We start from the raw sequence: 24,808 nt of genomic DNA, 5'->3' as shown, positions 1-24,808 counted from the left end.
TTACCCCCTATTTCGTTCGACCATAAAACCTTGTTGCATCATTTGTGACTCATGACTATTTGCCTGGGTTCCTAACCGGGTAAAAGCTTGTTCAACTTCTTGTCTCACAACATCAATTGTCACGTCACCATTTGATGATCTGCGCTCTCTAGCCGTATAGCCTGGAGGAACATTAATATTTACATTAACCCCACCGCCACGCTGTTTTTGACCCGCTAAATAATTAGTCAAATCCTGGTTTAATCGTGGACCAACAACACGCTCCTTTTTATTTAATAGCCAAGTACCTTCTTTAGGTACTGAATCAATACCATCATGAGCCATACCTGTTAAATTTACGGATTTAATCTGCGCTGCTTGAGCTACCTGTATGCCCACTGCACCAGCAGCTAGTACTGGAGCAATATAAGGACCAATCATAGGAATTAATGAAGCAGATGTATAAACGTTTGAATATGTCTGTGGTGCATTCATAATAGCTTGTGCCACTGCAAATGCCTTAGACATTGCAAACATCGCTTTATATGCTCCAGATTGCTCACCAAGCATAGAACCCATTAAATCGGTCATTCCACTTAATGTTTCAGTAGCTGTTTGAAGACTTAATGCATTCTTATCACGACTATATGTTTCATCAATCAAAAGCATCCGCTGGTTATGCTCTTGCCAAAGCGCTTCACGCTCAACAGCCAAAGCCTTTAAATCTGCATTTGGGTCTTGCTCTTGAGCTTCAATATCTGCAAGTTTTGAATCAAAAACTTTCTGAGAAGCATCATAACGACTAAAGCGTTCTTGCTCTAAATTGTACTGATCACCACCGCCATTAATTTGGGTATAAATACCCGCCCAGGCTTGTTGTGCTTGCTGAATCTCCTTCATTCTATTTTCACTTAACTTATTCATCTCATAACGATAAACAGAATCAATTGATTGAATTCGGAGATCACGTTCAACTTGAGTCATACCACGTGTTGCTTGAATACGGGCCTTATCAATTTCAGCACTCTTCGCTAGCTTTTCTTCTTCAGTCCATAACCAAGAATTTTTAGTTTTATCGAACTCCAGTAAAAACACTTTTTTACGGGCTTCGCTTAGTGATTTTGCCTCTGTGATTAGTTTTTCCTTTTCACTTTCACTTATTGCGAAACCAGTACCAGCACTATTTCTTGCTAAAGATGCTTCATTTATACGCTCTAATTCTTTGGTTAGATCAGCAGAAATACGGGTTATTTCAGTACCATAGTCATACAATACATCCTTAGCTAATTTACCCCGCGCTTCCTCCAAACGTTCTGCTTCTTTTCTTAAACGTTCAGCTTCTGCTTCAGCTTTAGATTTAGTATTTGATTTAGGTTTTTTAGCATCCGGGTTAAGGGTCTTATTCTGATCCACACCAGAAGTAATACCTTTACCTTGATTGTTTTTAGCCCAAGCCTGTTGCGCTCTTTGATTATTCAAAATACTTTGAGTCAAAGCATCGTATTTACCAGTTTGAGCAGTAACCACATTTGAAATTGTGCCATATGTATTTTTACTGGTATCAACAACTTGTTTTGCCGTATTAACAAGAATTTTGCCATTATTGACAAAACCATCGACCAGAGCCATACCTTTATCTTTAAAAGTCGGAGCTGTCCAAAAGTTAACAACGGTCTCACCTAAGTTACCCAAAACTTTTAAAGCTCCAGAAACAACCGTAACAATATTTTTGATGCCACCAGCCAAACCAACAATTAAAATTGCAGCACCCTTAGCTGCAATTCCTACAGCATCAACAATGCCCGCAAATTGTCCACCTTTTCCAGAACCATCAAGAAAGTAACCTATTACACTGCTTAACGCAGGCATGACCGCTTGAGCTAATTGATTTTTCAAAGCCCCAAATTGTAGTTGTAATGATTCAGTTTGAGCTGCCAATGCCATAGATTGCTCCATAGCAGCTTGACCAGTGATAACTCCAGCATCTTCTAAAGCAGTTTGGTATTCATTCCAGAGCTTTCCACCGTCTACCAATAAAGGAGCAATTTTTGTTAAGTCACTGCCCATACTTTCTAAATAGAAAGACATTTGTTGCTGATTGACACCAGCCTCTTCAAGCTTATCAACATATAGTTGTAAAGCTTCAACGCCATCAAGCTTTGACATTTCTACAGCAAGTTTTTTTGCTCCTTCAGCTCCGCCTTCCGTTTTAACGGCAATTTGCTCGAAAAAGTCCATTGCTCCGCCAGACCCAACACTAGCAAACTCACCAATTTTTTCATTAAAATCTTTTAATTGGTCTGAAAGTTGTTCTTGAGTAACCCCAAAAGTTTTTGCTGCTCCAGCCAAACCTTGAAATGATTCAATTGAAGTATTCGCAACAGTTGCAAATTGCATCATTTCAACATTGCTTTTTGCAACTTCAATCGCCATTGCAGATAAACCCGCAACCGCAACAACCGATCCACCAACTGCCATACCCGCAACCGCAGCAGTTGCAGTTAATACACCACCGCGAAGAACACCTAGTTTCCCCGTTATACCTTCAATCGCAGAGCCTATTTGTGAACCGCTTAAAGATTCATTCATTTGATCTTTAAAACTTGAGAAAGCTTTTCCCATTTTGTCTGTAGACTCTTTGGCTTTTCTTTCAGCTTGAGTCATTGGCCCAATGAATTGACCAATCTGAGCAACCAAATCCAAAGTTAAACGCCCAAGTGATGCAGATGCCATAATTTTCTCCAGACAATAAAAAACCCCGCTTAAAGCAGGGTTTCAACTCTATATAGCTTACCAATCTGTACTAGATGACTCGCTTTGAATACCTTTTTTAAAATCTTGAACAATACCTTTCAGACCTGTCTGAATAATTTCATTATCCTTTTCTGTAACTGTCTGAATTTCCTGACCAGTAGGAACAAACTTTGTAGCCCCTTTTGTATTAATTTTTACAGTCATATCATTAAACGAAATTCGAGCTTTATTATCTTTAGTATCCACTTTAATTGTGAAGGCTAATAAATCATCCTTTCTAGCCATGCAATTCCAAGTACCTTGACAAGGAAATTGCATATTCCCTTTACCGACAATAGTGCCTGTTGCCGCATCTTCATATTGAACAACTGAGTTCGATGATTTGAATGATTTCGCAATCCAAATTTTTGATGAATTAAAAATCTGGTTTTTATTCATATTAGGTAATTCAACCACTTCAACATATTCACTGATAGGAACCTGTTGAGCCGAGACTGTCATACTAAAAACGCTTAAAGCAGCAAAAATAATTTTTTTCATGTGGTCACCAACTTTTTAAGTAAACACAATCTAACAAACAGCTTACTTTTTGTCACATCAAAATATCCGCCTTGAAGGCGGATAATCTAACTAATCACCGCTATACATATGCATTGCTTCTTCAAAACCAATATCAGGCGCATCATGATATGGCATGAAATCATATTCATCTGAAACTTCGAAGGAATTGGCTTTTGCAAACATATATTTTAATGTTGCTAAGCTCTCATCAAGTCTCAAGCCAAAGTTTAAGCTTCCTCTTGTTTCAATGTACTGTCTCCAGAAGCAGAACTCTCTGTGGCTAAGGTTTCTTTTTGCTTCAGCGATCGTTTTGCCCGCGATGCCGTTGATGACGAGCTCCGCCCAGATTTCTTCTTCTCTGAAAGCTTCTTCGTCGCAATCACCTTTCCCAAGAGATTTTTCTGAACTATTTTTTCCCAAATAGCATCAATTAATGGCTTATTAAAAAGTTTTCGAATTTGCTCTTCTGTAAATTCTGGCTCACCGTTTTCCTTAACAATACAGTCAGCCAAAATACTAGCCAAGCCCTCACGCCCAGCTTTATTTGCTGCCATTTGGGCAATAGCTGTCGTGTAATCCATAATTTTAATAAAAGTTTCAATGGTACGGGGTTGACCCTTAACCATAATTTCTACTTCAATTTTTTCAGGTACGTCTACCAATGCACCAGATTTAATATCATCTAAAGTTAGTATGGTCATTTTATAAATCCAAAAAATAAGCCCCGTTTGGGGCTATTTGTTAAGGGGTCGTTGTTTCAGGAATCCATTCAACTGAAGTATTTCGTTGAATAGTAACAGTACTTTTAACAACAGTATTAGCATCAACATCCATAGGGAATGTATCTACATAGCCTTTAAACTTATTCCAGCTTCGACCTGTTGGTAATGTTATTTCACCAGTACTTGCATCAACGGTAGGAACAATATTTTTAACACTACCTTTAGTCTTACCCGCCCATCCGACAACCCATTGAACTTCTTTACCAGATAAAGATAGATTATATAAACGTATATGTGATGGCTTTTGCGGGTCAGCATTTACATCAAAGGTTGCTTGCCCAGGGTCTTTTAGACCACCATCTTCCAAATAAGTTTTATTTTCCTCTTGTTTTAAACATGTTGTTTCAATTCGATCTTTTGAATCTGTGCCTGGTTTAAAGTTTAAAGGACAGTCAACTTCAACCAATTCAAAAGTACCAGGTGTTGCAGGGACTTCATCCACAAACCAAACACCAGTGCCTTGCGTACGACGCGCCATAATATTTTCTCCATAAAAAAACCGCCTTTCGGCGGTCTTTAAAATTTAAGGTTCTTCATACCATCGGCTATCTATCCGAATACGGTATAAGTTGGTTTCGGAATCGCGCACGACTCCGGTGTAATCTTCGATATAGCAATACTCTTCAATGTTTTTTCTTAACAGTCGTGCGATATGTCTTGATGAGGCTTTGGTATCAGCATAAACATCAATTTGCACATATATTGAATCCATATCTGAAGCTTCAGATAAATATTGCTCAGGATTTGCATCAATGATTTGCCAGCATATATATGGAGCACCATTTGTATTATTGGCATCAAACTCACTGACCTTTAAACCAGTACTATCAGTTAAAAGCCCTGACAACTCAGTGTTTTGTTCACAAAGCTCATATAAAGGGATAATTAACATTAATTTATATCCCCCAAAATGTCTTTTTTAAGCTTAGCTGCCACTGCTTGAGTTGCATTTTCAATATTTGACTCTAATGCCGGACGCATAAATGGCTGTGCTTTTGCTTTAGCTGTGCCAAACTCAACTAACCAAAAGTGACGGGTATCATTAACTAATGGTGTGTAATGAGGATTGGCCTGTCTTTTTTTTCCTTTGCGCTGAACATTTTTATTACTGCGCCAAAACTCACCTCCATCTTTGACACCCACACGAACCTTTACAGAGTTTTTATCGGCTGTTTTTCCAGCGCGGATAACAATATTTTTTGCAATATCAGCACTGGTTTTAGGATCATTAATTTTTTGAGCGTTTTCTTTAGCTGATTTTTGAACAATCTTTGCGCCTTCACGCAAGGCTTTCTTTAAATGCTTTTTTTGGACGTTTTTAGTCATTTCATCCATTTTTTTAAGAACTTCTTCAAGCCCTTCTAGTTGGAATCCTGCCATTTATAGACCCCTTGCTCACACGCTAAAGTCAAATATTCATTGCCTGTTTTATTGTCACGCAATGGACGGATAATTCGGTAATAAAGCCCATCACAAACTAAGCGGCATAGTGTCCAGTCTGTACCTGGTAAAACATCGGATTGACGAATCAGAATGCGACAAGCTACAGCAGATTGTTCTTTACTCGCTGCAATCAGATCACGTACAGATGAATCAGTAATATGGCCGTAAATGGGAAAAATATTTACCCAAACCTCCTCACGATCACCAGATTTATCTTGTGCCTGTTCAACCATTTTTTGCTGAACTTCAATATATTGATTTAGATTGCCTGATTGCATGAATCACCCCCTTGCACCAACCAAGCTTGATAGGCAACTTCCATTGCAAAAACTTGATATTCACCATTGTCATGGATAAAAAGGCGTTCACCGTGAATGTAAATCAACTTGATATAAAACGGCTGGGCTTTAATCCAAGCTTCAAATTTTTCATGCATGGTTAAACCCCCATCTTTCGATAAGGAAACATCAACCGCTCACATGCAATATTCACGTATAGAGCTGCATCTGTTTGAGCTGCACGGTTTTGATACATATCACCAATGATCAGAAAGGCTGCATAAACCAAATCTTCAGGTAAAGAGCCATCTTCTTGCTGAACTTCAGTAAATTCTTTATCAATAAAGTTTTTTACCGCTTTTAAAGCCGCTTTGATCAGTAACTCAATGTATGCATCATCACGCACATGCAAAACACGTAAATGAGATTTGGCTAACTCTAGCGAAATGTAGTCACTCATAAAAACGTCCTAAAAATGAAGAAAAATGCAGATTTTTGAATAAAACCTCCAAAAATCTACATAAAACATGAAAAAAAGCAGCTCGAAAGCTGCTTTTAATGAATATTAACCACCTGCTGGAGGGGCCATAATTTCTGAAAACTTACCTTTAACAAATGCTTGCGGGCGTTTAACTGCTAAAGCAAGACGCTCTTCACAACGACCCGTTAACATATTCAACTCAAAGTCATTGCTGTTTTCACTCGCAATTACAATATGAGCATCTTCACGGTCAAAAATTTGAGCACCAAATTTAAATGAACCAGTTAAGAAGTTATCTACAAACTCTGGAATTGTTGTCTCAACAACAGGCAATGTCCATAAAGAACCTAATGAACCTCCACTTGGAGAACCAACAATATGACGCCCAGTAGTATCTTTTTCTAATTCAATACCTGCCCAATCAATTGCATGTAAAACATGCCCTGTTGCTGGAACTTTAGCAACTAACGCTTGTAACATTGCTAAACGCAAAATATCAATCTTTGTAGGGTTTTGATAATCCAACAAATTATCGAAAACTGTTGCTTGCGGCATAATCCCGTGTAGGTTTGCACCTGTGCCATCACCAAAGAGTATTTGGAACTCTTCAACCAGTTTCAAACCAAAACTCATTTCCAACTCAAAATCAGAAGCCAATTGAGGTAAATCATCTAATGATTGTTTTGAGAATTTAAAGAGATGAGCAATAGTTTGTACTGGGGTTAGTTTCGGTTCATATTGCATTGTACTTACTGGCTTTTGAGTACCTTCTGGAACCGGAGCAGCTTTATTATCAAATCCAGTAATCTGAACCCAGCTAATCGCATTAGAGCTTGTACGGCCTGGTGCAATTAAGTCACGGATAACTAGCTTCCGTTTATCCAAACCAACTGTTTCACTTAAGCGGTCTGGTGCAACCACGCCCCCCAAATCTTTTAATGCATCTTGGATTTTAATTCGATGACGCATACCAACTTGCACATGATCTCGGAAATCAGTAAGCGCTTTGCTATCAGCAATAATTAAATCACTAATCGTTGCTTTCCCGTTACTAGACTGTGATGGTAACTGAGCAAATTTTTGTTCAGCGTCACCTAAACGAGTTTCTAAATCATTTTTGGCAATTTCAAGAGCGTTAAATTTAGAAGCCAAATTATCTACAGCTTCTTTGGTTTCATTTGAAAGTGTGCCCGTTTTTTTGGCTTCATTTAAAGCTTCTTCAGCTTTTTTATTAAAGCCTTCAGTCGCATTTTTAAGCTCTTTTTTAACATCTGCTAAGATTTCAGCAGCAGATTTATTTTGATCAGTCATATAAGACTCCAAAAAAAAATCCGCATAATGCGGATATTTATATTGATAAATAGGATTTAGACGGATTGGTTTAATTGCCGAGCCATCTGTTGAAGTTCAAGTAAATCCGAGGTGGATAACTCTTCTTTATCAGTAGCGTTATGCGTACCTTTATGGATAGCGTTATGCGTACCCGTTTTTAAATCTTTTATTAGTGATCGCCGATCGGTACGGGACACACCAACTTGAGCTAAAAGCATATCAATTTTTTTAGCTGCTTCATTCGATGGACTATGTTCATCATTATTTTCAAGTAATAAATCAGAATCTAGCAGGGAATCTGCAAAACCTTTTTCAACTGAATTTTTCCCATTAATCCAACTTTCAGCATCCATCATCTTTCCAAGCTCAGTAGCATCTAAACCTGTCCGAATATGGTAAATATCTGCAATCGTTTCATCGATCTGACCAAGTAACTCGGCAGTATCAAGCAAATCATGACGATTTCCCCATGAAACTGTCCAAGCATTATGAATCATAAAGAAGCCTGCCCGTGCAATCTGAATTTCATCAGCAGCCATAGCTATAAATGATGCTGCTGAAGCAGCTAAACCAAGTACCCGCACCGTTACTTTACCTTTATGGGCACGTAACAAGTTATAAATTGCCAAACCTTCAAAAACATCACCACCAGGTGAATTAATGTTTACAACTACATCAGCATCAGCGCCCATTGATCGTAAGGCAGCACTTATCCGTTTTGCTGTTACCCCACTATCTGACCAATAGTCATAACCAATAGGATCATAAATACCAATTGTGTTATCTGCATCTTCATCGGCTGCTTTTAATGACTGATTCCAACGGTTTAAAACATCGGGAGAAAATTTATTCGATAGCTTGCCACGCAAACTAAAATCTGGCGCGGTTGGCATCTGTTCTTTGCGTGACATTAGATGTTTTCCTCATTATTACTTGTTGGTTTAACCTGTCCAGATTTATCAATAGGCAGGATATTCGCAGGAACAAAAAGCGTATCTCCAAATGGTTTTGGTTCATCACCGTTTTCAAGCCTAATTTCATTTGGTGTTTTTTGCCCTGTTTGAATTTTCTTAGAATTAATATCTGTACGATCTTTCTCACTGGCTCTTAATAACGCACCAAAATCAAACTCAAACTCATATTTTTTCCAATCTTGCCGAGGCATGAGATTAACCAAAATAGAAAGCTCAATTTTTTCTAAATAAGGTCTGAAGTTAAATTTATAACTAGCTTGAATAAGCGAATCTATACCACTTCCCCAAACTGTCGATGCTGATTGATCATTAATAAGAACACTTGGAACACCATAAATACGGGCAATATCTTCAAGCCCATAACGTAAGGTAGTTATTAACTCCAATTCTGCAGGGGTCATTTTGAGTTCTTTAAAATCCATTCCATCAGGAAAAACGGGAATTTCATCACCGTTAATCATTTTTTTGACTTCTTGACGTAATGTATTTCTTTGATCTTCTTTAGGGAAACGACCCTCTTTTAAAAATAATCCTCCGGCTGGTGCCTCTTTACCCATTAAATCACTTGCCCGATCACTGGCAGCCAAGGCTAAACCAACTGATTTTGAAGCCGCCATTAAAGGTGATAGGCCCTTTATACCAGTACCAAAAAGCTTGATATGCCATACATCTTTTTCATTCAAAACAACTTTTTCAGTCGGCGTTTTCTGCCATACAAATGACATCGTACCGTCATCATTTAATATTGGATTCATTGACCCAGAGTTTATGACTTGGAGACTAACTAAACGTGTTTTAGCAACATCACCATATCCACGATAACAATAAGCATTGCCATCATTAATCAGGTTAAGCATCAGAGTTTCAAAAAACTCAATCCGTGTTTGTCGATAATTTGGTTTATAAGAAAGCAAGTCAATCAAAGGGTGGTTTTTTACAAGAACCCTAGACCCATCTGGGTTAAGCAGATACATCTTCAACGGTAAAGTTGAAACAGTCTCTGCAATAAGTCTAGTTGCTGCAAACACCGCCCCGACTGTCATCGCTGTATTGAATGTGACTGGTCTTGCCGTATTCTGAGACATGACCACATTGTTCTGACTCCCTGCTACGGGATCAACTGGCGCAAACCCAAAAAAGCCAGCAAGACTTTGCCAAAAATTCATCGTGAGAAACTCATAAAATTATTCATGTAATCATCAAAGGATTGTGAATCCTCACCAGGTACAAGTTCAAAAACCTCCTCACTATCCCAATGTCGGGCGCGAGATGCCGCATTAATTACACCAACCATAGCGTCAATCTTTTTACCCGCTGACGCTTTCCGAGGAAAAATATTGTCTTTGCCATCTGGCTTGACTAGGACATTTAACGCACACCATTGAAAAAGAGGGTCACCGTTGTGGTGGAAACGACCTTCAGCAAGCAAAACTTCAATCCAACGCATAGCAGGGTTTAAATATTCTGTTGTTTGGGGAATCTCGACGACATGTAATCCTTCATTTAATAAATTGGCTGTTACTTGTTCCGCGTGATAACGGTCATGACCAATTTCATAAAAAGGATTTTTTATATGTGCATCTTCAATATCTCGTTGAATTTGCTTGTAATCAGTAGATTCACCAGGTGTTACTTTTAAAACCCCTTGTTCACGCCAAACAGGATATTCATCAGGACGTTTTTCACCATTAATTGCCGTTTTTGTCTCAATCACGTGCTCATTAATGTATGAGTGAACAAATGCATACCAATGAATTTTTCCATCAGGTTCCATACGAGGTATTAATTCAGCCCAGCAAGCTAAATCCAGACGACTAGCTAAGTCATAGCCACCAAAGCGGATTTGACCATTTAAGTCTTCATATTTAACTTCTGAGTAGCATTTTTCCCAGATTGATGGAGCAATCCAGCCATCTACAGCACCAACCCATTCATTTAAATGTTTTTGGCGTGTAATACCTTCTTGCTTCGGGCTTACCTTCACTTTTTCAAAAACTGAAAAAAGGTATTTTTCATTGACCGAAACCCCATAATTTGGATTTGCTTTAGGCCATACCTTTGGATCCTGCCAATCGTCACCACGGTCTAAGCAGAAAACCATGCCAAAATATTGCTCGTGCGTGGCCTTCCCTTTTAGAACATCAACAACAATTTGACGCTCTTGATAACATTTGCTTGTTGTATCATCGCCAGCCGTAGTAATGGCTAAAATCAGAGGCTCTTCACGAGCTGCTGTACCATTTGCAACGATGTCATACATGTCGGCAGTTTTATGAGCATGCAATTCATCAATAATTGCGGCATGAACGTTTAAACCGTCTTTTGTGCCGCCCCGATCTTGTGATAGCGCTTTAAGCATGCTGTTTGTTTCGGTCTGAAACACTGAATATTGTGAATATTCAATACCGAACTTCGAACACATGCGTGGTGAAAACTCCACCATTTTTTTCGCATCTTCAAATACGATTTTTGCCTGGTCTCTTGATGTTGCTGCTGTATAAACTTCAGCACCCATTTCACCGTCAAGAAATGCCAAGTACAAGGCAACGGCAGCCAGCCAAGTTGATTTACCATTTTTCTTAGCTACCTCAATATAGACATATAAAAAGCGTCGTTTATTGTCTGAATCAATCCAGCCGAAAATATTAACCATGGCGAAAATTTGCCACGGCTCTAATATCAAACGATGTCTTGTTCCATCAGGTTTTATTTTTGCCAACTTCCCTTTTACGTGCGGGCAAGCTTCAACAAATTTACAGGCATGGTCTACACGCCCAAGATTTAATTCATAATCAAAATCAACATCAGGACTAGGTTTAAATTTCAGTTGATTTAATAATTCTTGTGTTTCGTCATCGACTGACTCAACATTGAAATTTGATCTTTTTAAATCTGATAAAAATCTTTTTATGGTAAGTTTTTCAAGTTGCCCAGATACACGCACTCCAGAGCGAACATCAAGGCAATACTGGAGCGCGATTTTAAAATAATCACGCATAAATTTTCCTAACTTGAACGGATATTCATACCCGCAAATTCATCATCTTCAGTGGCCGCTGCAGCGCCCAATAAATCAAGCTGCTGCTGTTTATTCACTTTGACATTTGAACGAGCTGCTGGAGTCAAACCAAACTCACGTGCAGTTTTAATAATTAATTCTTGTAACTTGTTTCGGATTTGCAGCCAGGCAGATTGGACTTCAAATTTATTTGGAGTTGTTGCCACCCAAGAATTTATATCCTGTAATTTTTCCTGAACTTCTTCATAGGCGGCCATGTTGTCACAGTGCAGCAAGAACACATCGCCATCAACAACACTAAGCAAACCAGCTTGGACTAACTTTGGTCCTAACGTATCCCAATGTTTTCGAGCTTTTTTATTTAGCCATGTTGGGCATGGCGGCATTCCAAGATCGACAGCGGCATTCGCAACTTGTGCATCTTCATCGCGATCTTCCCGGAGACGCCCACCACTTAAAACTTTTTCTTGTAAAGACTTTCTAGGTCTTCCCATGTTAGACATAAGGACCTCCAAAAATTTAAAACTGATTAAATATTAGAGGTATACCCCCCTATGGACTTTTGACCACACAAAAATTTGATGGGGGGGCGGTCTTTTCTGAGAGGGCCTTTTTGACTTTTGACCCCCTATCCCCTAACGGTGATGATTTTCTTGATTTCTTCAAACTCAAATGAATAACCGTCGCAAAAGACTGCATCACGATAAACCTCTTCAACGACTCCTTTAAAACCTAATGGAACCGCATCAGAACAAAGAATATTTTTAACAAAGATAAATCGATCACCAACTTCCCATTTGATTTGATTGTTCTGAGCCATCGATCAATCCTCCCGAACCGTTCGTTGACCTGCATCAACTTCATCAAGCCGAGCACCGCGTAATCGTTCATAGATTTCAATGCTTGGTGTGGTTTCATTACTCCAAAGCACATACAAACTTGAGTTCGCTTGAACCACAACGCCAACATCATCAAAGCCCTTGATGTCATCACGATAGACAACATGATCACCAAGCAATATAACTTCACGTTCGCTCATACTGTCACCGCCTTAAAGTGTGAATGGTGCAAGCGATGAACAAAGCCGTCAGCATCACTAACTTCAACCATGTTTGCAGCTACTGCCGTAACCATGAATTGGTCAGTGAATTTACAATCAAGTGAATCAATTGCATAACCAGTAGCTGCACAAACAAAATCACCAGTATTGAATTCATTCTTGCTATCTCGATTCGCTTTGCTTGGTGATTGAACTGGTGACCAACTGCCTTTGTCTTCGGTTGCTGTCTTGCGGTCATGGCATGACTTGCAAAGCGGTTGCCAGTTGTTCTTATCCCAAAACAATACTTGGTCGCCTTTATGCGGGATGATATGGTCAACAACTGTTGCAGCTTCAACCATTCCGCGCTTTCGATGGTCCGCACATAGCGGGTTCTCATCTAAGAATTTTGTTCTGTCTTTTTCCCAACGGGCATCATAGCCGCGCTGGTGTGCTGTGCCCCGCTCCCGATCTTTCTTTTTGATACGGTCTTGATGCTGGTCACAGTAACCTTTGTTCGATGCAAAATCTTTACAACTGCCCACAAGACATGGGCGCTTAGCTCTTTGTGGTGGACGGCTGGTCATGGTTCCTAATCTCAAAAAAGAAGCCCGCATGTCCAAGGAAGTCATGCGGGCTTTGAAAGAGAGCTTTACAGCTCTGAAGGAAAACTACAGCGTTTAATACAGTTATCCATTGTGTGAAAAACTAACTTAACTTTGCTTTTGTGTCAATAACTAATTTTAATTAGTTTTATTGATCTGCCAAAAAATCTTTTCTTCACCAAGTTCACATGCTTCTTTTAGATCAGTTAAAACATTGTCAATGTGGCGTTTCATGTGGTTGCGTACAGTTGTATCACTGAATCCAGAAATAATTTCACGGTTGCGCTCAGTAGGTTTGTAGTCAGCAGATACTAAACAGAACTCAACCAAGGCAACTCGAACGATTGGCAAGTGATAAGTCATATTCACACCAGCTTGAATAAATTTGTCTTGGTACTTTGCAAGCAACAGCTTACTAAACAATTCAACGTTTTCGATGTTGTTTGCTCCAAGATACTTCAAGCGGAATAAGTTATCCTGCAATGGAGTTAATTTTGCATAGCTCATAGCAATACAAACATCAGCAGCAGTCAATGCACCATGATTACCAGAAGGGATAGCTTCATAATTGGTTGTTTTGGGATTTAGCAAACGCAAATATTTTTCCATTTTTTTAATCCTCAAAATTCCATGTGAATGATGTGAATGGTTGTGTGAATGATTTTGACCAATGGTTCACATAGAAACATGAGTAAAAACAATAAATTGTATTACATGTGAATGATGTGAATGATTTATGTATATTTCCTCGCGTGAGAGTGTTTTTGCTTATGTTTAATTTATGAACAATATTTAAATTAAATTGATTTAATTTAAGTAATAAGTGATTTTTTCTCTCACGTGCGCGCGCGAAAAAATGGTTCACATCATTCACATGGTTGTTGTATGCATTGGTAGATAAGGCTTTGAGCGTGTGAATGATTTGCTGAAATGGTTCACATGACCATTCACATCGTTCACATGAGAAGCTCTTATTGTGCGTATTTTGCTTCAGGAACATCATTCACCCCGTCTAAGCTATCTTGAAATTGTTCGATTTGCAACCCCAGCCAAAGCTGTTCTTGCTCACCTTCTGGCTTTTCACCAATTACAATGACTTTGTTTTGTCCACTACTTCGGGAACCTTTCCAATGTTTAGCTCTATCACTTGGAACTACACCATGCTTTTTACCTTCAATAATGAACCTCTTCATGCTGATCTGGTGCTCACCTGTTGACCTAGACCAAAGACCAAAGGCTTTATAAAGTTGCTCAGATTTACATGAGACGTAAGGGTATTTAGTGTCACCGTTTTTCCACTCATGATAAAACGTATCAAAGCCAGCCCTTGAATAATCAATCATCGTCTTTTTAGCTATGGTCATTGGCGGTTTTACATGTTCATGAAAGTCAGTTAAATCAAGACCCATCAAAAAGGTGTAAAAAGCCTGTACACCATTAGTCTTTAGCTCTTGCATTACCCTTTCATGCAAAGCACCGTCTAAATCCTTACAGGGGTTAAGCACTAAAAACCGACGATCTTTTTCTTCAATTGGTAACGGTTGAGTATTGTTAGATAAAAACACCGTATTTAGATGGTTATTCATTTCCCAGCCAGAAACGAATTTCTTACTTACATAGAGCGTTTCACCAGTGATGAGATGCTTAATCATCCCCATAACGTTATGTTTTTTCTTATTGTCTACAATCTCCTCAAATACACCGAAAAGCTTATTTTCAATCCATTCGTTATATTGGTTATCAAGTTGGGCTTGACCGACGGTAGTATGATATTCACCGTAAATCTTCTTCATGATGGTGCCGAACATTAAGGATTTACCAGAGCCATGAATATGACCATGCATAAGCACACATGTAGCCATCTTTGCCCCAATATTTTGAAGAGGGAAAGCTAACCATTTAAGCAAAAAATCAACAGCTTCTTTTTCACGGTCACAAAGATCATTGATCAAAGTCATGATGCCCTTACAATCTTCCCAAACTTCAGGCCGTGATAGTTGCTGATCATATTGATCACGCATGACTTCAATGTTTAAGCCGCGATATATATTGATATAATTTTCATCATGATCATGCTCTTGTTTAGGATCAAAAATAAGGTTTTGACGTGGAATAATTTTACGAGCTGGAGACTTAAACCAAAGATCAAAAATATTTGGATAAGCAATACGAATATGCTTGATTAGCCAAGGTTTACGTTCAACTAAATTCCAAGCTTCTTCGGAGTTTGCTAGAACAACAAAATTATCTAATAACTCCTGAATAGTTATGTTATTAGCTGTATTTACATTGTGCTCAAAATCTGATTTTGTAATAACTTTTTTATGATCAAGCCATAACTTGTACTGTTTTTGACCCAGCAAAGCAGTAAACGCATTTTTCTTGATTACGATTTTATCGTAGTTATCCCAAACATCTGTTTTTGCTTCAATTAAATAATAACGATCAATGAATTTTTGAATAGATTCAGGGACAGCATCATTTTCTGTCGAAATGTCGCCCCCTTGCCCCGATTCACCAGCCACAAGATTTTTCTCAACCACAGGAACATGAGAATTTTTCTCAATTTGACCCTCAATATGGATGGGCTTGTTGGGTTTAGGGGGTTCGGGGGAAAGGGAAATAGACGTATTAATAGCCCGGACGATCTGAGCCTTCACCGCTTCCAACCCAAACATCAAATGCATGTCATTAAAGTCAGATGGGATGAAAGTTGATTGTGGCTGTCCCGCTTGTTGATTTTGATTCACTTATGCCACCTTATTAAATTCAGGGAGTACTATGATGCCGCCAGTGACAGCCACAGCTTGTTGAGCGTATTTCAGACCAGTATCGTCTTTTGCACTATCATCATCAGCACAATAAACAAGCGTTGCATGAGGGTATTTTTCTCTTAAAGCTGCACCAACTTTAGGAATATTGTTTGCAACAAAAGCCAATGCAACAGGATAATCAGTTGCCAGGTGTATGCTTGCTCCAGTTGCATAACCTTCAGCTATACAAATGATGATTGGGTCAACTAGCTCAATGGTTCCCAATAGAAAGAAACAACCGCCAGTACGTCCACCCTTTTTATTACCTGTTGGATCCTCTTTGTCTGAAACAAAAAATTTATCCCCATTTGGGTAAATGGTTTGCATATTCCACATAAAGCCTTCGCTGTCATATGCTGGAATAAGAACATTTCCCTTATGGTCAATTTTTACACCTGTTAAAGCAGGAACTTGTTTACGTTCAAGATATGGGCTTGAATCACCAGGATAAGGATTGCGGTATAAACCTGCCGCTTGGCGTGCTACCTGTTGCTGTTTTTTAAGCTCAATTTCCTGATTTATACGATCACGTACTTTTTTCTCTTCAGCCCACTGTTTACGCATTTCAGGAGTAATTGTACTTGTAGCCTCCAAACCAACTATTGAAGCGACCTCTTCAATAACTTGGGAAAATGAAAGACCCGTTACTTTACATACAAGGTCTAAACCGTCTCTATTTTTACTTTCAGAGCAAACATTGCAGAGCCAATCTCCATTTTCATATTTATCATCAAATCGAAAGCGATCTTCACCACCACAATAAGGACATGGCCCATGAGAGTCTTTTTTAGGAACAGTGATATTAAAACGTGCAAAAATATCTTCCCATTGACCACGTGCAGCCTGTTTGACATCGGTTAGCTCAAAGCCTTTCTTTTTTTTAGTCATGATCATCTCCTAAAATTCTGAATGCGCTTCTTGCCACTTCTGGAAACTGTCCGTTGCTAATGGCTTTAAGTCTGTCCACCCGATGGGCCACCCCATTAGCCACTCTACCCAATTGGGATTTAATGCCCCAGATGTGTCCGACACACTCATAGAAAGTCCGATCTGTTTGCCCTTCTGGATTCTCCGCTGGATCGCTGGTGAACCAAGATTCCCCCGGTCGCGACAATCTGAAGCTTGTGGAGTAGGCCAACTTTTTACTACGGACTCCAAACAAGGACTTTTCCTGTTGCGTTCCGATGGACAATCCATTCGTTTCGCATCCGATGCTTTGGGAGTTGGCCAACGTTCGGGGGTTTTTATTTGTTGAGCTAGTGAAACGCCTGTCATATTGGTTGTTATTTTCCCGCCCCGTGTTGAGTCGCTCGCTGCGGGAGTAGCCCACAATCCAGAGTCGGTCACGGATATGGGGCGCTCCAAAGTTGGATGCTGATAAACGTGCCCATTGAGCGTCATACCCCATTTCGGCAAGATCACTAATGACTCTGGTAAGTCCTCTGGAAATAAGCAATGGTGAGTTTTCCACGAATACGTAACAAGGTCGTACTTCACCAATAATTCGTGCCATTTCTGACCAAAGACCAGAACGCTCCCCATTGATCCCTGCACCTTTGCCTGCGCTGCTAATGTCTTGGCATGGAAATCCGCCAGATATAACGTCAACAATTCCTTTCCATGGTTTTCCGTCAAAAGTTGTAATGTCAGACCAAATCGGGAAAGGTTTGAGAAATCCATCATTTTGTCGTTGCGCCAAAACTTGGCTTGCGTAGGCATCACGTTCAACTGCGCAAACTGTGCGCCATCCCAGCAAATGCGATCCGAGTATTCCGCCACCAGCGCCTGCGAATAAAGCCAACTCATTCATGCTTCCCCCTTGTGCTGGACCTCAGCCATAGCCAAAATGGTTGAAACAACGCGAATGAGTTCAAAAGCATCTTTACGAATGGTCGCTAACTCATCTTCGCTAATGCGGCCATCACCTATAGCTTTCGCTACCGATTGAGATAAATCACCCTGCTCTTGAGCCAATTTCCCAATTTTCATAACAAAATCAGACGTATTTAAATTTTCTGTTTTAGGCAATTCAAACCAGGCTGCATTGCCATGTGTTGCACAAATAGAATCCATGATTCGAGGGTCTTGGGTTTCAGAAAGAATGGCTTCAAAGTGATAAATATTTGCCTTATGTGTTGGCGTTGTTGGATTTAATGAACTGCGGAAAGTATTGATATTCCATCCATTATTTTCAGCAATTTTCGCCATTAGATATTCATCACCAGGACGATAAACAGCGGCTTTTAAAGCCTGCTCTAATGACATAACCGTTTTTTCTCGACGTTCAGTTAAAGTTAAAACCATGTTTAAAATCTCCTATTTCATTCATTTTTTTAGTTATTTGCATGGGATAAATTTGGCGCTTCAGTAGTTAACCCAATGGGAATTCGGCCTGCTGCCAGCTCTCTAATTTGATATTCACGGAAAGCTGGGATTTTGTTTTTATTCCACTTTGCAACAGCAGCAGTGGTGATCTGCAACTTATCTGCCATTTCACATAATTGGCAATCTAGTAACTTTATAGCTTCATCTCTAGTCATGACTCATCCAAAACTAACTTTAATTAGTTTTATTTAATACGAGTTTAGTTTGTCGGTCAATAGCTAAGATAAGTTAGTTTTCTTAAGAGGCTTAAACCTTGAGCACCATCGGCATTAGAATTAAGAAATTGCGTAAAGATAAAAAACTGACGCAAAAAGAACTTGCTAAAATTGCAGGTGTATCTGATGCAGCTGTTACACTTTGGGAAAAAGATGTAAATATCCCAAAACTTGAAAGCTTAAATATTATTGCTACTGCATTAGATACGACTATTGACTATATTATGTATGGTAAATCAGATACTTCTGATACAGTAAAGGACTATAGACCCATTACAAGGATGTTACCTGTTTTGACATACATACAATGCGGATTAATGACTAACGTTCGCTCAATCTCACCTCATGAAATTGAACAATGGCTTCCAGCTCCTCCTGATACTGGAAAGAATAGCTTTTACCTTATTGCCCAAGGTGTAAGTAATTCTCCTGAGTTCAATAATGGTGACTTTATTTGTATAGATCCAGATGTACCTTTAGATTGTGTACAAACAGGTGAAATGATTGTTGTTTTTCAGGATGATGAAGCAACTTTTAAAGCCCTGGTTAGAGATGGGAAAAAACTATATTTACAAGCTCTAAACAAAAACTTTCACCCTAATATCATTCCACTAAAAGAAAATGCCCTTTACCGTGGTAAATACACTGGCAAATTTACCCCGAGTAAAAAATTTCTATAAAATCAATAAAATTAAGGCCCACTTAGTTGGGCTTTTTTTATTACTTAAAATAAAAATACTTAAATAACAATATAATTAGAATTACAAACTAATTTAAATTAATTTTTTTCTTGACCATTTAACTAAGTAAAGTTAGTTTATTTATACAAACTAACTTTACTTAGGTGTTCGTAATGAAAAAACCAAACCCTTCAAAAACTCAATTCGACATCATTGTTGATGCTCGTCTATTCGCCTCTGATTTTGGCCAACCAAAGCGTGATTTTGATTTCTATCGTGAAAGATCGATTGATCAGATCGAATGCGCTATTTCCAACATTTCTAAAGCCTCAAATTGCAATGAACTCGTTATTGCGATTGCCCAGGCTAATGCCTTCATTGATTCAGCTTATAACCTTGAATTTATTAACCTTGTTGAAAAGGTTAAATGGACTGACGAACTAAGTTCTGCTTTTCATGGTTCGGTTTTGGAGGCTTGATCATGCATTGGTTCGATGCGGTTTTAAAAGTACGCCAGGTAATTACCGATAAGCATGGAGTAGAACGCCCTGCTGAAACCATTAACGGCACATTAGATTGCCCGATCTGTGAAGAAGGCGAAGTGTTTTATTCAATTAGCTCTCATAACGGACATATTTCTGGTCAATGTGACACAGCTAATTGCGTTACATGGAAGGAATGAAAATGGAAAAGTTACTTGGTTTTATAATACTTGGCCTACTTGGTTCTGGCTATCTCTTGGTTAGTTGCTTGGAGAAAATCTAATGTTATACGTAAAAGATAATCTTAACTATCAGCATTTTATTAACCTTGATTTGGTCACAAATGTAATTGTGACTGATCTTGAAGATGGTTCACAACGTTTTTCGATTCATTATACCGGGCATTCTGCTACACAAATTATTGTGGCCGATCCAGAACAGCAAGAGGATTTGTTGCTTTCCCTAAGTCTTCACAATAAGCCATGTTTTGAAGATGCAATTATTCCCCCTGCCGTCTGGCAAAAAGATAAGGAGGGAACATGAGTAATTTAATGAACCCTGCACATATCGAAATTTTTAAACGATTTATGGCTGTGATAAAAGCTGTAAACACTTTACGTGTCGCAACAAGATCTGAAATACATAAAATTGCATTACCAAACTTATCTAGTCGTTCTGCACAACGTTATTTATCTGAGCTTGTTGATGAAGGATATTTACGATATGTAGGTAATCCACGTTCAGAATATCGTTATTTTATAACTGATAAAGTAAGGGAACTATTCCAAAGTTTATTAAAAAGCGGAGGAAATGATGCCTGAATTTATCGTAACGATTGAAGCAGATTCAGCCCCTCAAATCGTTCTCGGTCAAATGCTTTTAGGCGGTACAGTTACCGCCCTAAAGCTTGAAAAACGAAAACTTGTTTCAGTGACCGAGTTGGTTGCTAAATATGGCCTTTCTGATGAAACCATACGCACTAAATGCATTTCGATTAATATAGGAACCAACGGCAAGCATATGTACGATCCAGATGCAGCCGATGCTATATTAAAAAATCAAAAGGTCCGACGTGGACCTAAAAGAAAAAATTAATTATATGCCCGCTATATGCGGGCTTAGTTTTATCCGTTAAATGCTTCAATCAAGTCATTTGCATCAGGGTTATAGTAAGTATTAACCAATACATCAATTTTCTTATGGCCTGTAATTTTTGCTAAAACTTCAACTGGCATTTTTCTAATTCTCACCATTCGAGTGATTGCTTCATGTCGAGTGTCGTGAAAGTGAAGATCATTAAGCCCTATAAGTATTTTACGTCTTTCCCACATAAGTCGGAATGCATTAAGAGACTGAGGGATAACTTTTCGTCCATCATGTTTTATTAAATCAAGTAAGGCTTTAGCCTCTTCTGATAATGGTACATTTCTAGCTTCACCATTTTTTGAAGCTGGAATATGGACATGACCGTCATAAATTTCATTCTTTTGCATTGATAGAAGTTCACTTTTCCGCATTGCTGTCTCAATCGCAAATAAGAACCCCCAAGCCACATAATGTTCAGACAAAACTGGTGTAGTACCCCTTTCATATTCTAATACTTTTAAAACTAAATCTATTTCGGATGGATGAATACGTCTATCACGTGCCTTTGGTTTTTTTGGCTTTGTGATTTGCATCCACGGATTTTCGTTAATTAAAAATAGCTCTTTATGTGCATAAGTAAACATAGCACTGTAATGAGATATTTCTTTTAAGACGGTATTTGCACCAACTTCCGTCATTCGTCTATTACGCCAATTAGTTAAATCTTTTGGAGTAATTTCATATATAGATTTTTGAGCCAGCGCTCCAAATTTCATTTCAAAATTTTTATACTGTCCTTTAAGCCAATCTCTTGATGATTTAGAAGGATTTAATATTCCGACTTCCTGATAGTATTTATTATTCAAATCACGAAAAAGAAATTTTGGTTTTTCTTCACCAGTCTCAATTTTTCTTTGAGCTTTTAATTCAAGCAGCTTTAAAGCCGCCCATTGTTCACATTCTTTTGCAGTATCACGTGTACAATAATAACGCTTTCCTTGGTGAGAAACGGTAATTGTATATGTCTCACCTCTTTTTCGCGGTGTTGGTAGCTTCATGTTGTCGCAGATTTGTCGCAAATGGCGTGGAAATATTGCCATTTTTTACCAAAATTTCCAATACTGCCAAGTGGTAAGTGCGACAAACAAGCATAAAAAAAGACTTATAAGCTACTGAATTGCTTATAAGTCCTTGAAATATCTTGGTAGGTATATCCAGACTCGAACTGGAGACCTCTACGATGTCAACGTAGCGCTCTAACCAACTGAGCTATACACCTAGAATGGAAAGCATAATATTCATTTTTCAAAAGCAAAACAAGTGATTTACCATCGAAAAAATACAAATGAGCAGACTTTAAGCAAACTCTTTTTCATTTTCCAAAAAAGAAAAACGGTACATGGTTTAACCACATACCGTTTCTTTAGTTGACTATTAATCTCAACTTAACAAGGGCATTTCTTTAAGTTACCACCTGCCGATGGATATCTCGAATCAACACAATGACGGTAGAAAGTCGTCGCATCCATTGGGGTTAAATCAGGATGATGAGCTTTCATGTGCTCCAGATAAGTTTGATAGTCTGGAACCCCAACCATCAGTCGAAAGCTTTGCTGCAAACGCTGCCACAAGGTTGCAATACGTGACCAATTCTTTGGAGAAAGTAATAGCTCTTTTTGCGAGAGCACTGTCATTTTGATGATTTTCGCAATAATGACAGTTCCATTTTTTGCAAATTTAAAATTCATCATTACTCTCCTCGTGGGGTGACCACTTTCGGATCAGCATATACAGCTGGTGCTTCATGAGCAGTTGGTGTCGGGCTTGCTAACGCACGGCGCACAATACCAATTGCAGCAATTACCATCACAATCGCAACGATCATAAAGAAGCCACAAAGTGCAGCATTGATTTGATTTGACATCACAATCGTTTGCATTTCTTCAAGTGTTTTTGCTGGTTTAAGAATTTCACCACGCGCAATCGCATCTGAAAATCTATTCGCTTGCGCCAAGAAACCGATCTTTGGATTTTCGTGGAAAATCTTTTGCCAGCCCGCAGTCATACAGGTAATGAACAAGAAAATTGTTGGGAAAATCGTTACCCATACATATTTTTCTTTTTTCATTTTAAACAGAATAACTGTACCCAAAATGAGTGCCATTGAAGCCAACATCTGGTTACCCACACCAAATAAAGGCCAGAGTGAATTGACACCACCTAATGGATCAATCACACCTTGATAGACGAAGAAGCCCCATCCACCTACCGCAACAGCAGTACCTAGCAAGTTACCAAAGAATGAGCTTGAAGATTTAACCGCAGGAATAACAATACCCACAGTGTCTTGCACCATGAAACGACAAGCACGAGTACCCGCATCGACAGCAGTTAAAATGAATAATGCTTCGAATAAAATCGCAAAGTGGTACCAGAATGCCATCATTGAACGGCTGTTAAAAATTTCAGAAATGATATGTGCCATACCAATCGCAAAGGTAGGCGCACCACCTGTACGTGAAAGAATCGAGCTTTCACCTACTTCTTGAGCCAATACGGTTAGCATTTCAGGCGTAACGACAAAGCCTAAATTACGCACGGCTTCTGCCGCAGATTCTACAGTTGTACCGAGTACAGCCGCAGGCGCATTAATTGCAAAGTACACACCTGGGTCTAAGACAGTTGCACAGATCATCGCCATAATACCGACGAAAGATTCCATGAGCATGCCGCCGTAGCCAATCACACGAATGTCAGCTTCGTTATCAACAAGTTTTGGTGTTGTACCACTTGATACAAGCGCATGGAAACCAGAAATAGCACCACAGGCAATAGTAATAAATAGGAATGGAAATAAACTACCTGAGAATACAGGACCAGTACCATCAATAAAATGAGTCACTGCCGGCATTTTCAATTCAGGTAATGCAATCACAATACCAACGGCCAAGCCAAGAATGACACCAATTTTAAGGAATGTTGATAGATAATCACGTGGTGCTAACAACAACCAGACTGGTAAAACTGATGCGATAAATCCATAGATGATTAAGCACCATGTGAGCTGTGTTCCTGTTAAAGTGAAAAATTCACCCCAGTATGGATCTGCTGCAACCTGTCCACCATAAACGATGGCAAGCATCATTAAAACGAAGCCGATAATAGAAACTTCGGCAATACGTCCCGGGCGAATAAAACGCATGTAAACGCCCATAAACAATGCAATTGGAATCGTAGCTGCAATACTGAAAACACCCCATGGACTATGGGCAAGTGCTTTCACCACAACTAATGCCAGTACCGCAAGGATAATAATCATTACCCCAAGCGCACCAAGCATGACCACAATACCGGCAAAAGAACCGAGTTCTTGTTTTGCCATTTCACCAAGTGAGCGACCGTCTCGACGTGTTGAAATAAATAAAACTAAAAAGTCTTGTACCGCACCTGCCAAAACCACACCGACCAATAACCAGATCGTTCCTGGTAAAAAGCCCATTTGCGCGGCCAAAATTGGTCCGACTAATGGCCCCGCTCCTGCAATTGCAGCAAAGTGGTGACCGAAAAGCACATATTTATTGGTGGGAACATAATCCAGACCATCGGCCAAGCGATGTGCTGGGGTTAAACGTCTCGGGTTTAATTCAAATACTTTAGTTGCAATAAATAGACTATAAAATCGATATGCGATGCTATATACACATGCTGCAGCAAGTACAAGCCAAACCGCATTGACATGTTCACCGCGACTGAGTGCTAGCATCCCAAAAGAAATTGCACCGATTATTGCCACTAGGCTCCAGACCAGCTTGGAGGGAAGCGTAGATTTCGCTTGCATTGTGTCCATTCTTAACCTCTCAATAAATAACTACAGCATTTTTATATTGTTATGTACTGTTC

32 protein-coding genes and 1 tRNA gene are annotated in these 24,808 nt (G+C 39.1%); 6 read left to right on the top strand and 27 right to left on the bottom strand.

Annotated features, from left to right (window positions below; translation table 11 throughout):
- The 23 genes from RMB06_RS05555 to RMB06_RS05445 form a co-directional block, all read right to left on the bottom strand.
- Window positions 1–2,712 carry a hypothetical protein gene (locus tag RMB06_RS05555; protein WP_016653732.1) on the bottom strand — a complete coding sequence of 904 codons (2,712 nt, stop codon included), beginning with the start codon at window positions 2,710–2,712 and terminating at the stop codon, window positions 1–3.
- Between the two features lie 57 nt (window positions 2,713–2,769).
- Window positions 2,770–3,273 carry a DUF4468 domain-containing protein gene (locus tag RMB06_RS05550; protein WP_016653731.1) on the bottom strand — a complete coding sequence of 168 codons (504 nt, stop codon included), beginning with the start codon at window positions 3,271–3,273 and terminating at the stop codon, window positions 2,770–2,772.
- 248 nt (window positions 3,274–3,521) lie between these two features.
- Window positions 3,522–3,995: a phage tail assembly chaperone family protein, TAC gene (locus tag RMB06_RS05545; RefSeq protein WP_016653730.1), complete on the bottom strand. Its 474-nt coding sequence runs from the start codon at window positions 3,993–3,995 to the stop codon at window positions 3,522–3,524.
- Window positions 3,996–4,035: 40 nt separating this feature from the next.
- Window positions 4,036–4,554 carry a phage tail tube protein gene (locus tag RMB06_RS05540; protein ID WP_016653729.1) on the bottom strand — a complete coding sequence of 173 codons (519 nt, stop codon included), beginning with the start codon at window positions 4,552–4,554 and terminating at the stop codon, window positions 4,036–4,038.
- A gap of 45 nt (window positions 4,555–4,599) precedes the next feature.
- Complete coding sequence (locus RMB06_RS05535) at window positions 4,600–4,968, bottom strand: DUF3168 domain-containing protein (RefSeq protein ID WP_311078720.1); 369 nt, start codon at window positions 4,966–4,968, stop codon at window positions 4,600–4,602.
- Window positions 4,968–5,456: an HK97-gp10 family putative phage morphogenesis protein gene (locus RMB06_RS05530; protein ID WP_311078718.1), complete on the bottom strand. Its 489-nt coding sequence runs from the start codon at window positions 5,454–5,456 to the stop codon at window positions 4,968–4,970. The genes RMB06_RS05535 and RMB06_RS05530 overlap by 1 nt, the downstream gene beginning before the upstream one ends.
- Window positions 5,438–5,797 (bottom strand): head-tail adaptor protein, encoded by a 360-nt coding sequence (locus RMB06_RS05525; protein ID WP_086379431.1) that lies wholly within the window; start codon window positions 5,795–5,797, stop codon window positions 5,438–5,440. The genes RMB06_RS05530 and RMB06_RS05525 overlap by 19 nt, the downstream gene beginning before the upstream one ends.
- Window positions 5,779–5,955, bottom strand: coding sequence for a hypothetical protein (locus RMB06_RS05520; RefSeq protein ID WP_311078715.1), 177 nt, complete (start codon window positions 5,953–5,955; stop codon window positions 5,779–5,781). Before RMB06_RS05520 ends, RMB06_RS05525 begins: the two co-directional genes overlap by 19 nt.
- A gap of 2 nt (window positions 5,956–5,957) precedes the next feature.
- Window positions 5,958–6,257: a head-tail connector protein gene (locus RMB06_RS05515; protein WP_311078713.1), complete on the bottom strand. Its 300-nt coding sequence runs from the start codon at window positions 6,255–6,257 to the stop codon at window positions 5,958–5,960.
- 105 nt (window positions 6,258–6,362) lie between these two features.
- Window positions 6,363–7,589: a phage major capsid protein gene (locus tag RMB06_RS05510; RefSeq protein WP_311078711.1), complete on the bottom strand. Its 1,227-nt coding sequence runs from the start codon at window positions 7,587–7,589 to the stop codon at window positions 6,363–6,365.
- 56 nt (window positions 7,590–7,645) lie between these two features.
- Window positions 7,646–8,521 (bottom strand): head maturation protease, ClpP-related, encoded by an 876-nt coding sequence (locus RMB06_RS05505; protein WP_311078709.1) that lies wholly within the window; start codon window positions 8,519–8,521, stop codon window positions 7,646–7,648.
- A complete protein-coding gene (locus tag RMB06_RS05500; protein WP_311078708.1) occupies window positions 8,521–9,750 on the bottom strand; it encodes a phage portal protein in 1,230 nt (409 codons plus the stop codon). The genes RMB06_RS05505 and RMB06_RS05500 overlap by 1 nt, the downstream gene beginning before the upstream one ends.
- On the bottom strand, window positions 9,747–11,582 hold the full coding sequence (locus RMB06_RS05495) for a terminase large subunit domain-containing protein (protein WP_311078705.1): 1,836 nt from the start codon (window positions 11,580–11,582) through the stop codon (window positions 9,747–9,749). The genes RMB06_RS05500 and RMB06_RS05495 overlap by 4 nt, the downstream gene beginning before the upstream one ends.
- Window positions 11,583–11,590: 8 nt before the next feature.
- Window positions 11,591–12,106, bottom strand: a complete 516-nt coding sequence (locus tag RMB06_RS05490; protein WP_153567663.1) for a phage terminase small subunit P27 family — start codon at window positions 12,104–12,106, stop codon at window positions 11,591–11,593.
- A 125-nt stretch (window positions 12,107–12,231) separates the two neighbouring features.
- Complete coding sequence (locus RMB06_RS05485; protein ID WP_311078702.1) at window positions 12,232–12,423, bottom strand: hypothetical protein; 192 nt, start codon at window positions 12,421–12,423, stop codon at window positions 12,232–12,234.
- A gap of 3 nt (window positions 12,424–12,426) precedes the next feature.
- Window positions 12,427–12,642 carry a phosphohistidine phosphatase gene (locus RMB06_RS05480; protein WP_311078701.1) on the bottom strand — a complete coding sequence of 72 codons (216 nt, stop codon included), beginning with the start codon at window positions 12,640–12,642 and terminating at the stop codon, window positions 12,427–12,429.
- On the bottom strand, window positions 12,639–13,229 hold the full coding sequence (locus RMB06_RS05475) for an HNH endonuclease (protein ID WP_311078699.1): 591 nt from the start codon (window positions 13,227–13,229) through the stop codon (window positions 12,639–12,641). Before RMB06_RS05475 ends, RMB06_RS05480 begins: the two co-directional genes overlap by 4 nt.
- Window positions 13,230–13,385: 156 nt before the next feature.
- Window positions 13,386–13,856 (bottom strand): hypothetical protein, encoded by a 471-nt coding sequence (locus tag RMB06_RS05470; RefSeq protein ID WP_311078697.1) that lies wholly within the window; start codon window positions 13,854–13,856, stop codon window positions 13,386–13,388.
- A gap of 362 nt (window positions 13,857–14,218) precedes the next feature.
- Complete coding sequence (locus RMB06_RS05465) at window positions 14,219–15,997, bottom strand: primase-helicase family protein (protein WP_130136079.1); 1,779 nt, start codon at window positions 15,995–15,997, stop codon at window positions 14,219–14,221.
- Window positions 15,998–16,948 (bottom strand): primase-helicase zinc-binding domain-containing protein, encoded by a 951-nt coding sequence (locus tag RMB06_RS05460; RefSeq protein WP_311078695.1) that lies wholly within the window; start codon window positions 16,946–16,948, stop codon window positions 15,998–16,000.
- Window positions 16,941–17,870 carry a DNA cytosine methyltransferase gene (locus RMB06_RS05455; protein WP_311078694.1) on the bottom strand — a complete coding sequence of 310 codons (930 nt, stop codon included), beginning with the start codon at window positions 17,868–17,870 and terminating at the stop codon, window positions 16,941–16,943. The genes RMB06_RS05460 and RMB06_RS05455 overlap by 8 nt, the downstream gene beginning before the upstream one ends.
- Complete coding sequence (locus RMB06_RS05450; protein WP_311078692.1) at window positions 17,867–18,364, bottom strand: phage regulatory CII family protein; 498 nt, start codon at window positions 18,362–18,364, stop codon at window positions 17,867–17,869. Before RMB06_RS05450 ends, RMB06_RS05455 begins: the two co-directional genes overlap by 4 nt.
- 29 nt (window positions 18,365–18,393) lie before the next feature.
- A complete protein-coding gene (locus tag RMB06_RS05445) occupies window positions 18,394–18,600 on the bottom strand; it encodes a ribonuclease D (protein WP_044101170.1) in 207 nt (68 codons plus the stop codon).
- A 98-nt stretch (window positions 18,601–18,698) separates the two neighbouring features.
- Between RMB06_RS05445 and RMB06_RS05440 the strand changes: the two genes are divergently transcribed.
- The 6 genes from RMB06_RS05440 to RMB06_RS05415 all read left to right on the top strand — a co-directional run bounded on the left by RMB06_RS05440 (window position 18,699) and on the right by RMB06_RS05415 (window position 20,917).
- Window positions 18,699–19,340, top strand: coding sequence for an XRE family transcriptional regulator (locus RMB06_RS05440; protein WP_311078687.1), 642 nt, complete (start codon window positions 18,699–18,701; stop codon window positions 19,338–19,340).
- A 173-nt stretch (window positions 19,341–19,513) separates the two neighbouring features.
- Window positions 19,514–19,819: a hypothetical protein gene (locus tag RMB06_RS05435; protein ID WP_311078685.1), complete on the top strand. Its 306-nt coding sequence runs from the start codon at window positions 19,514–19,516 to the stop codon at window positions 19,817–19,819.
- A 2-nt stretch (window positions 19,820–19,821) separates the two neighbouring features.
- Window positions 19,822–20,022, top strand: coding sequence for a hypothetical protein (locus RMB06_RS05430; RefSeq protein WP_311078684.1), 201 nt, complete (start codon window positions 19,822–19,824; stop codon window positions 20,020–20,022).
- Window positions 20,023–20,104: 82 nt separating this feature from the next.
- Window positions 20,105–20,365 carry a hypothetical protein gene (locus RMB06_RS05425; protein WP_311078682.1) on the top strand — a complete coding sequence of 87 codons (261 nt, stop codon included), beginning with the start codon at window positions 20,105–20,107 and terminating at the stop codon, window positions 20,363–20,365.
- Complete coding sequence (locus RMB06_RS05420) at window positions 20,362–20,643, top strand: winged helix-turn-helix domain-containing protein (protein WP_311078681.1); 282 nt, start codon at window positions 20,362–20,364, stop codon at window positions 20,641–20,643. Before RMB06_RS05425 ends, RMB06_RS05420 begins: the two co-directional genes overlap by 4 nt.
- Window positions 20,636–20,917 carry a DNA-binding protein gene (locus RMB06_RS05415; protein ID WP_311078679.1) on the top strand — a complete coding sequence of 94 codons (282 nt, stop codon included), beginning with the start codon at window positions 20,636–20,638 and terminating at the stop codon, window positions 20,915–20,917. Before RMB06_RS05420 ends, RMB06_RS05415 begins: the two co-directional genes overlap by 8 nt.
- 29 nt (window positions 20,918–20,946) lie before the next feature.
- Here the strand turns inward: RMB06_RS05415 and RMB06_RS05410 are convergent, their stop codons facing one another.
- From RMB06_RS05410 to RMB06_RS05395, 4 genes are all read right to left on the bottom strand, one after another.
- Window positions 20,947–21,966 (bottom strand): site-specific integrase, encoded by a 1,020-nt coding sequence (locus RMB06_RS05410; protein WP_311078677.1) that lies wholly within the window; start codon window positions 21,964–21,966, stop codon window positions 20,947–20,949.
- A 144-nt stretch (window positions 21,967–22,110) separates the two neighbouring features.
- Window positions 22,111–22,187, bottom strand: a tRNA-Val gene (locus RMB06_RS05405).
- Between the two features lie 166 nt (window positions 22,188–22,353).
- Window positions 22,354–22,659: a YbdD/YjiX family protein gene (locus RMB06_RS05400; protein ID WP_000980869.1), complete on the bottom strand. Its 306-nt coding sequence runs from the start codon at window positions 22,657–22,659 to the stop codon at window positions 22,354–22,356.
- A complete protein-coding gene (locus RMB06_RS05395) occupies window positions 22,659–24,755 on the bottom strand; it encodes a carbon starvation CstA family protein (protein WP_017399304.1) in 2,097 nt (698 codons plus the stop codon). Before RMB06_RS05395 ends, RMB06_RS05400 begins: the two co-directional genes overlap by 1 nt.
- Window positions 24,756–24,808: the final 53 nt, after the last annotated feature.

Origin of the sequence: Acinetobacter sp. V104_13 (assembly GCF_031798995.1) — a bacterium.
Taxonomy (GTDB): domain Bacteria; phylum Pseudomonadota; class Gammaproteobacteria; order Pseudomonadales; family Moraxellaceae; genus Acinetobacter; species Acinetobacter pittii.
The sequence above is the reverse complement of the archived record's forward strand: the minus strand, read 5'-3'. Positions and strand labels throughout refer to the sequence as shown.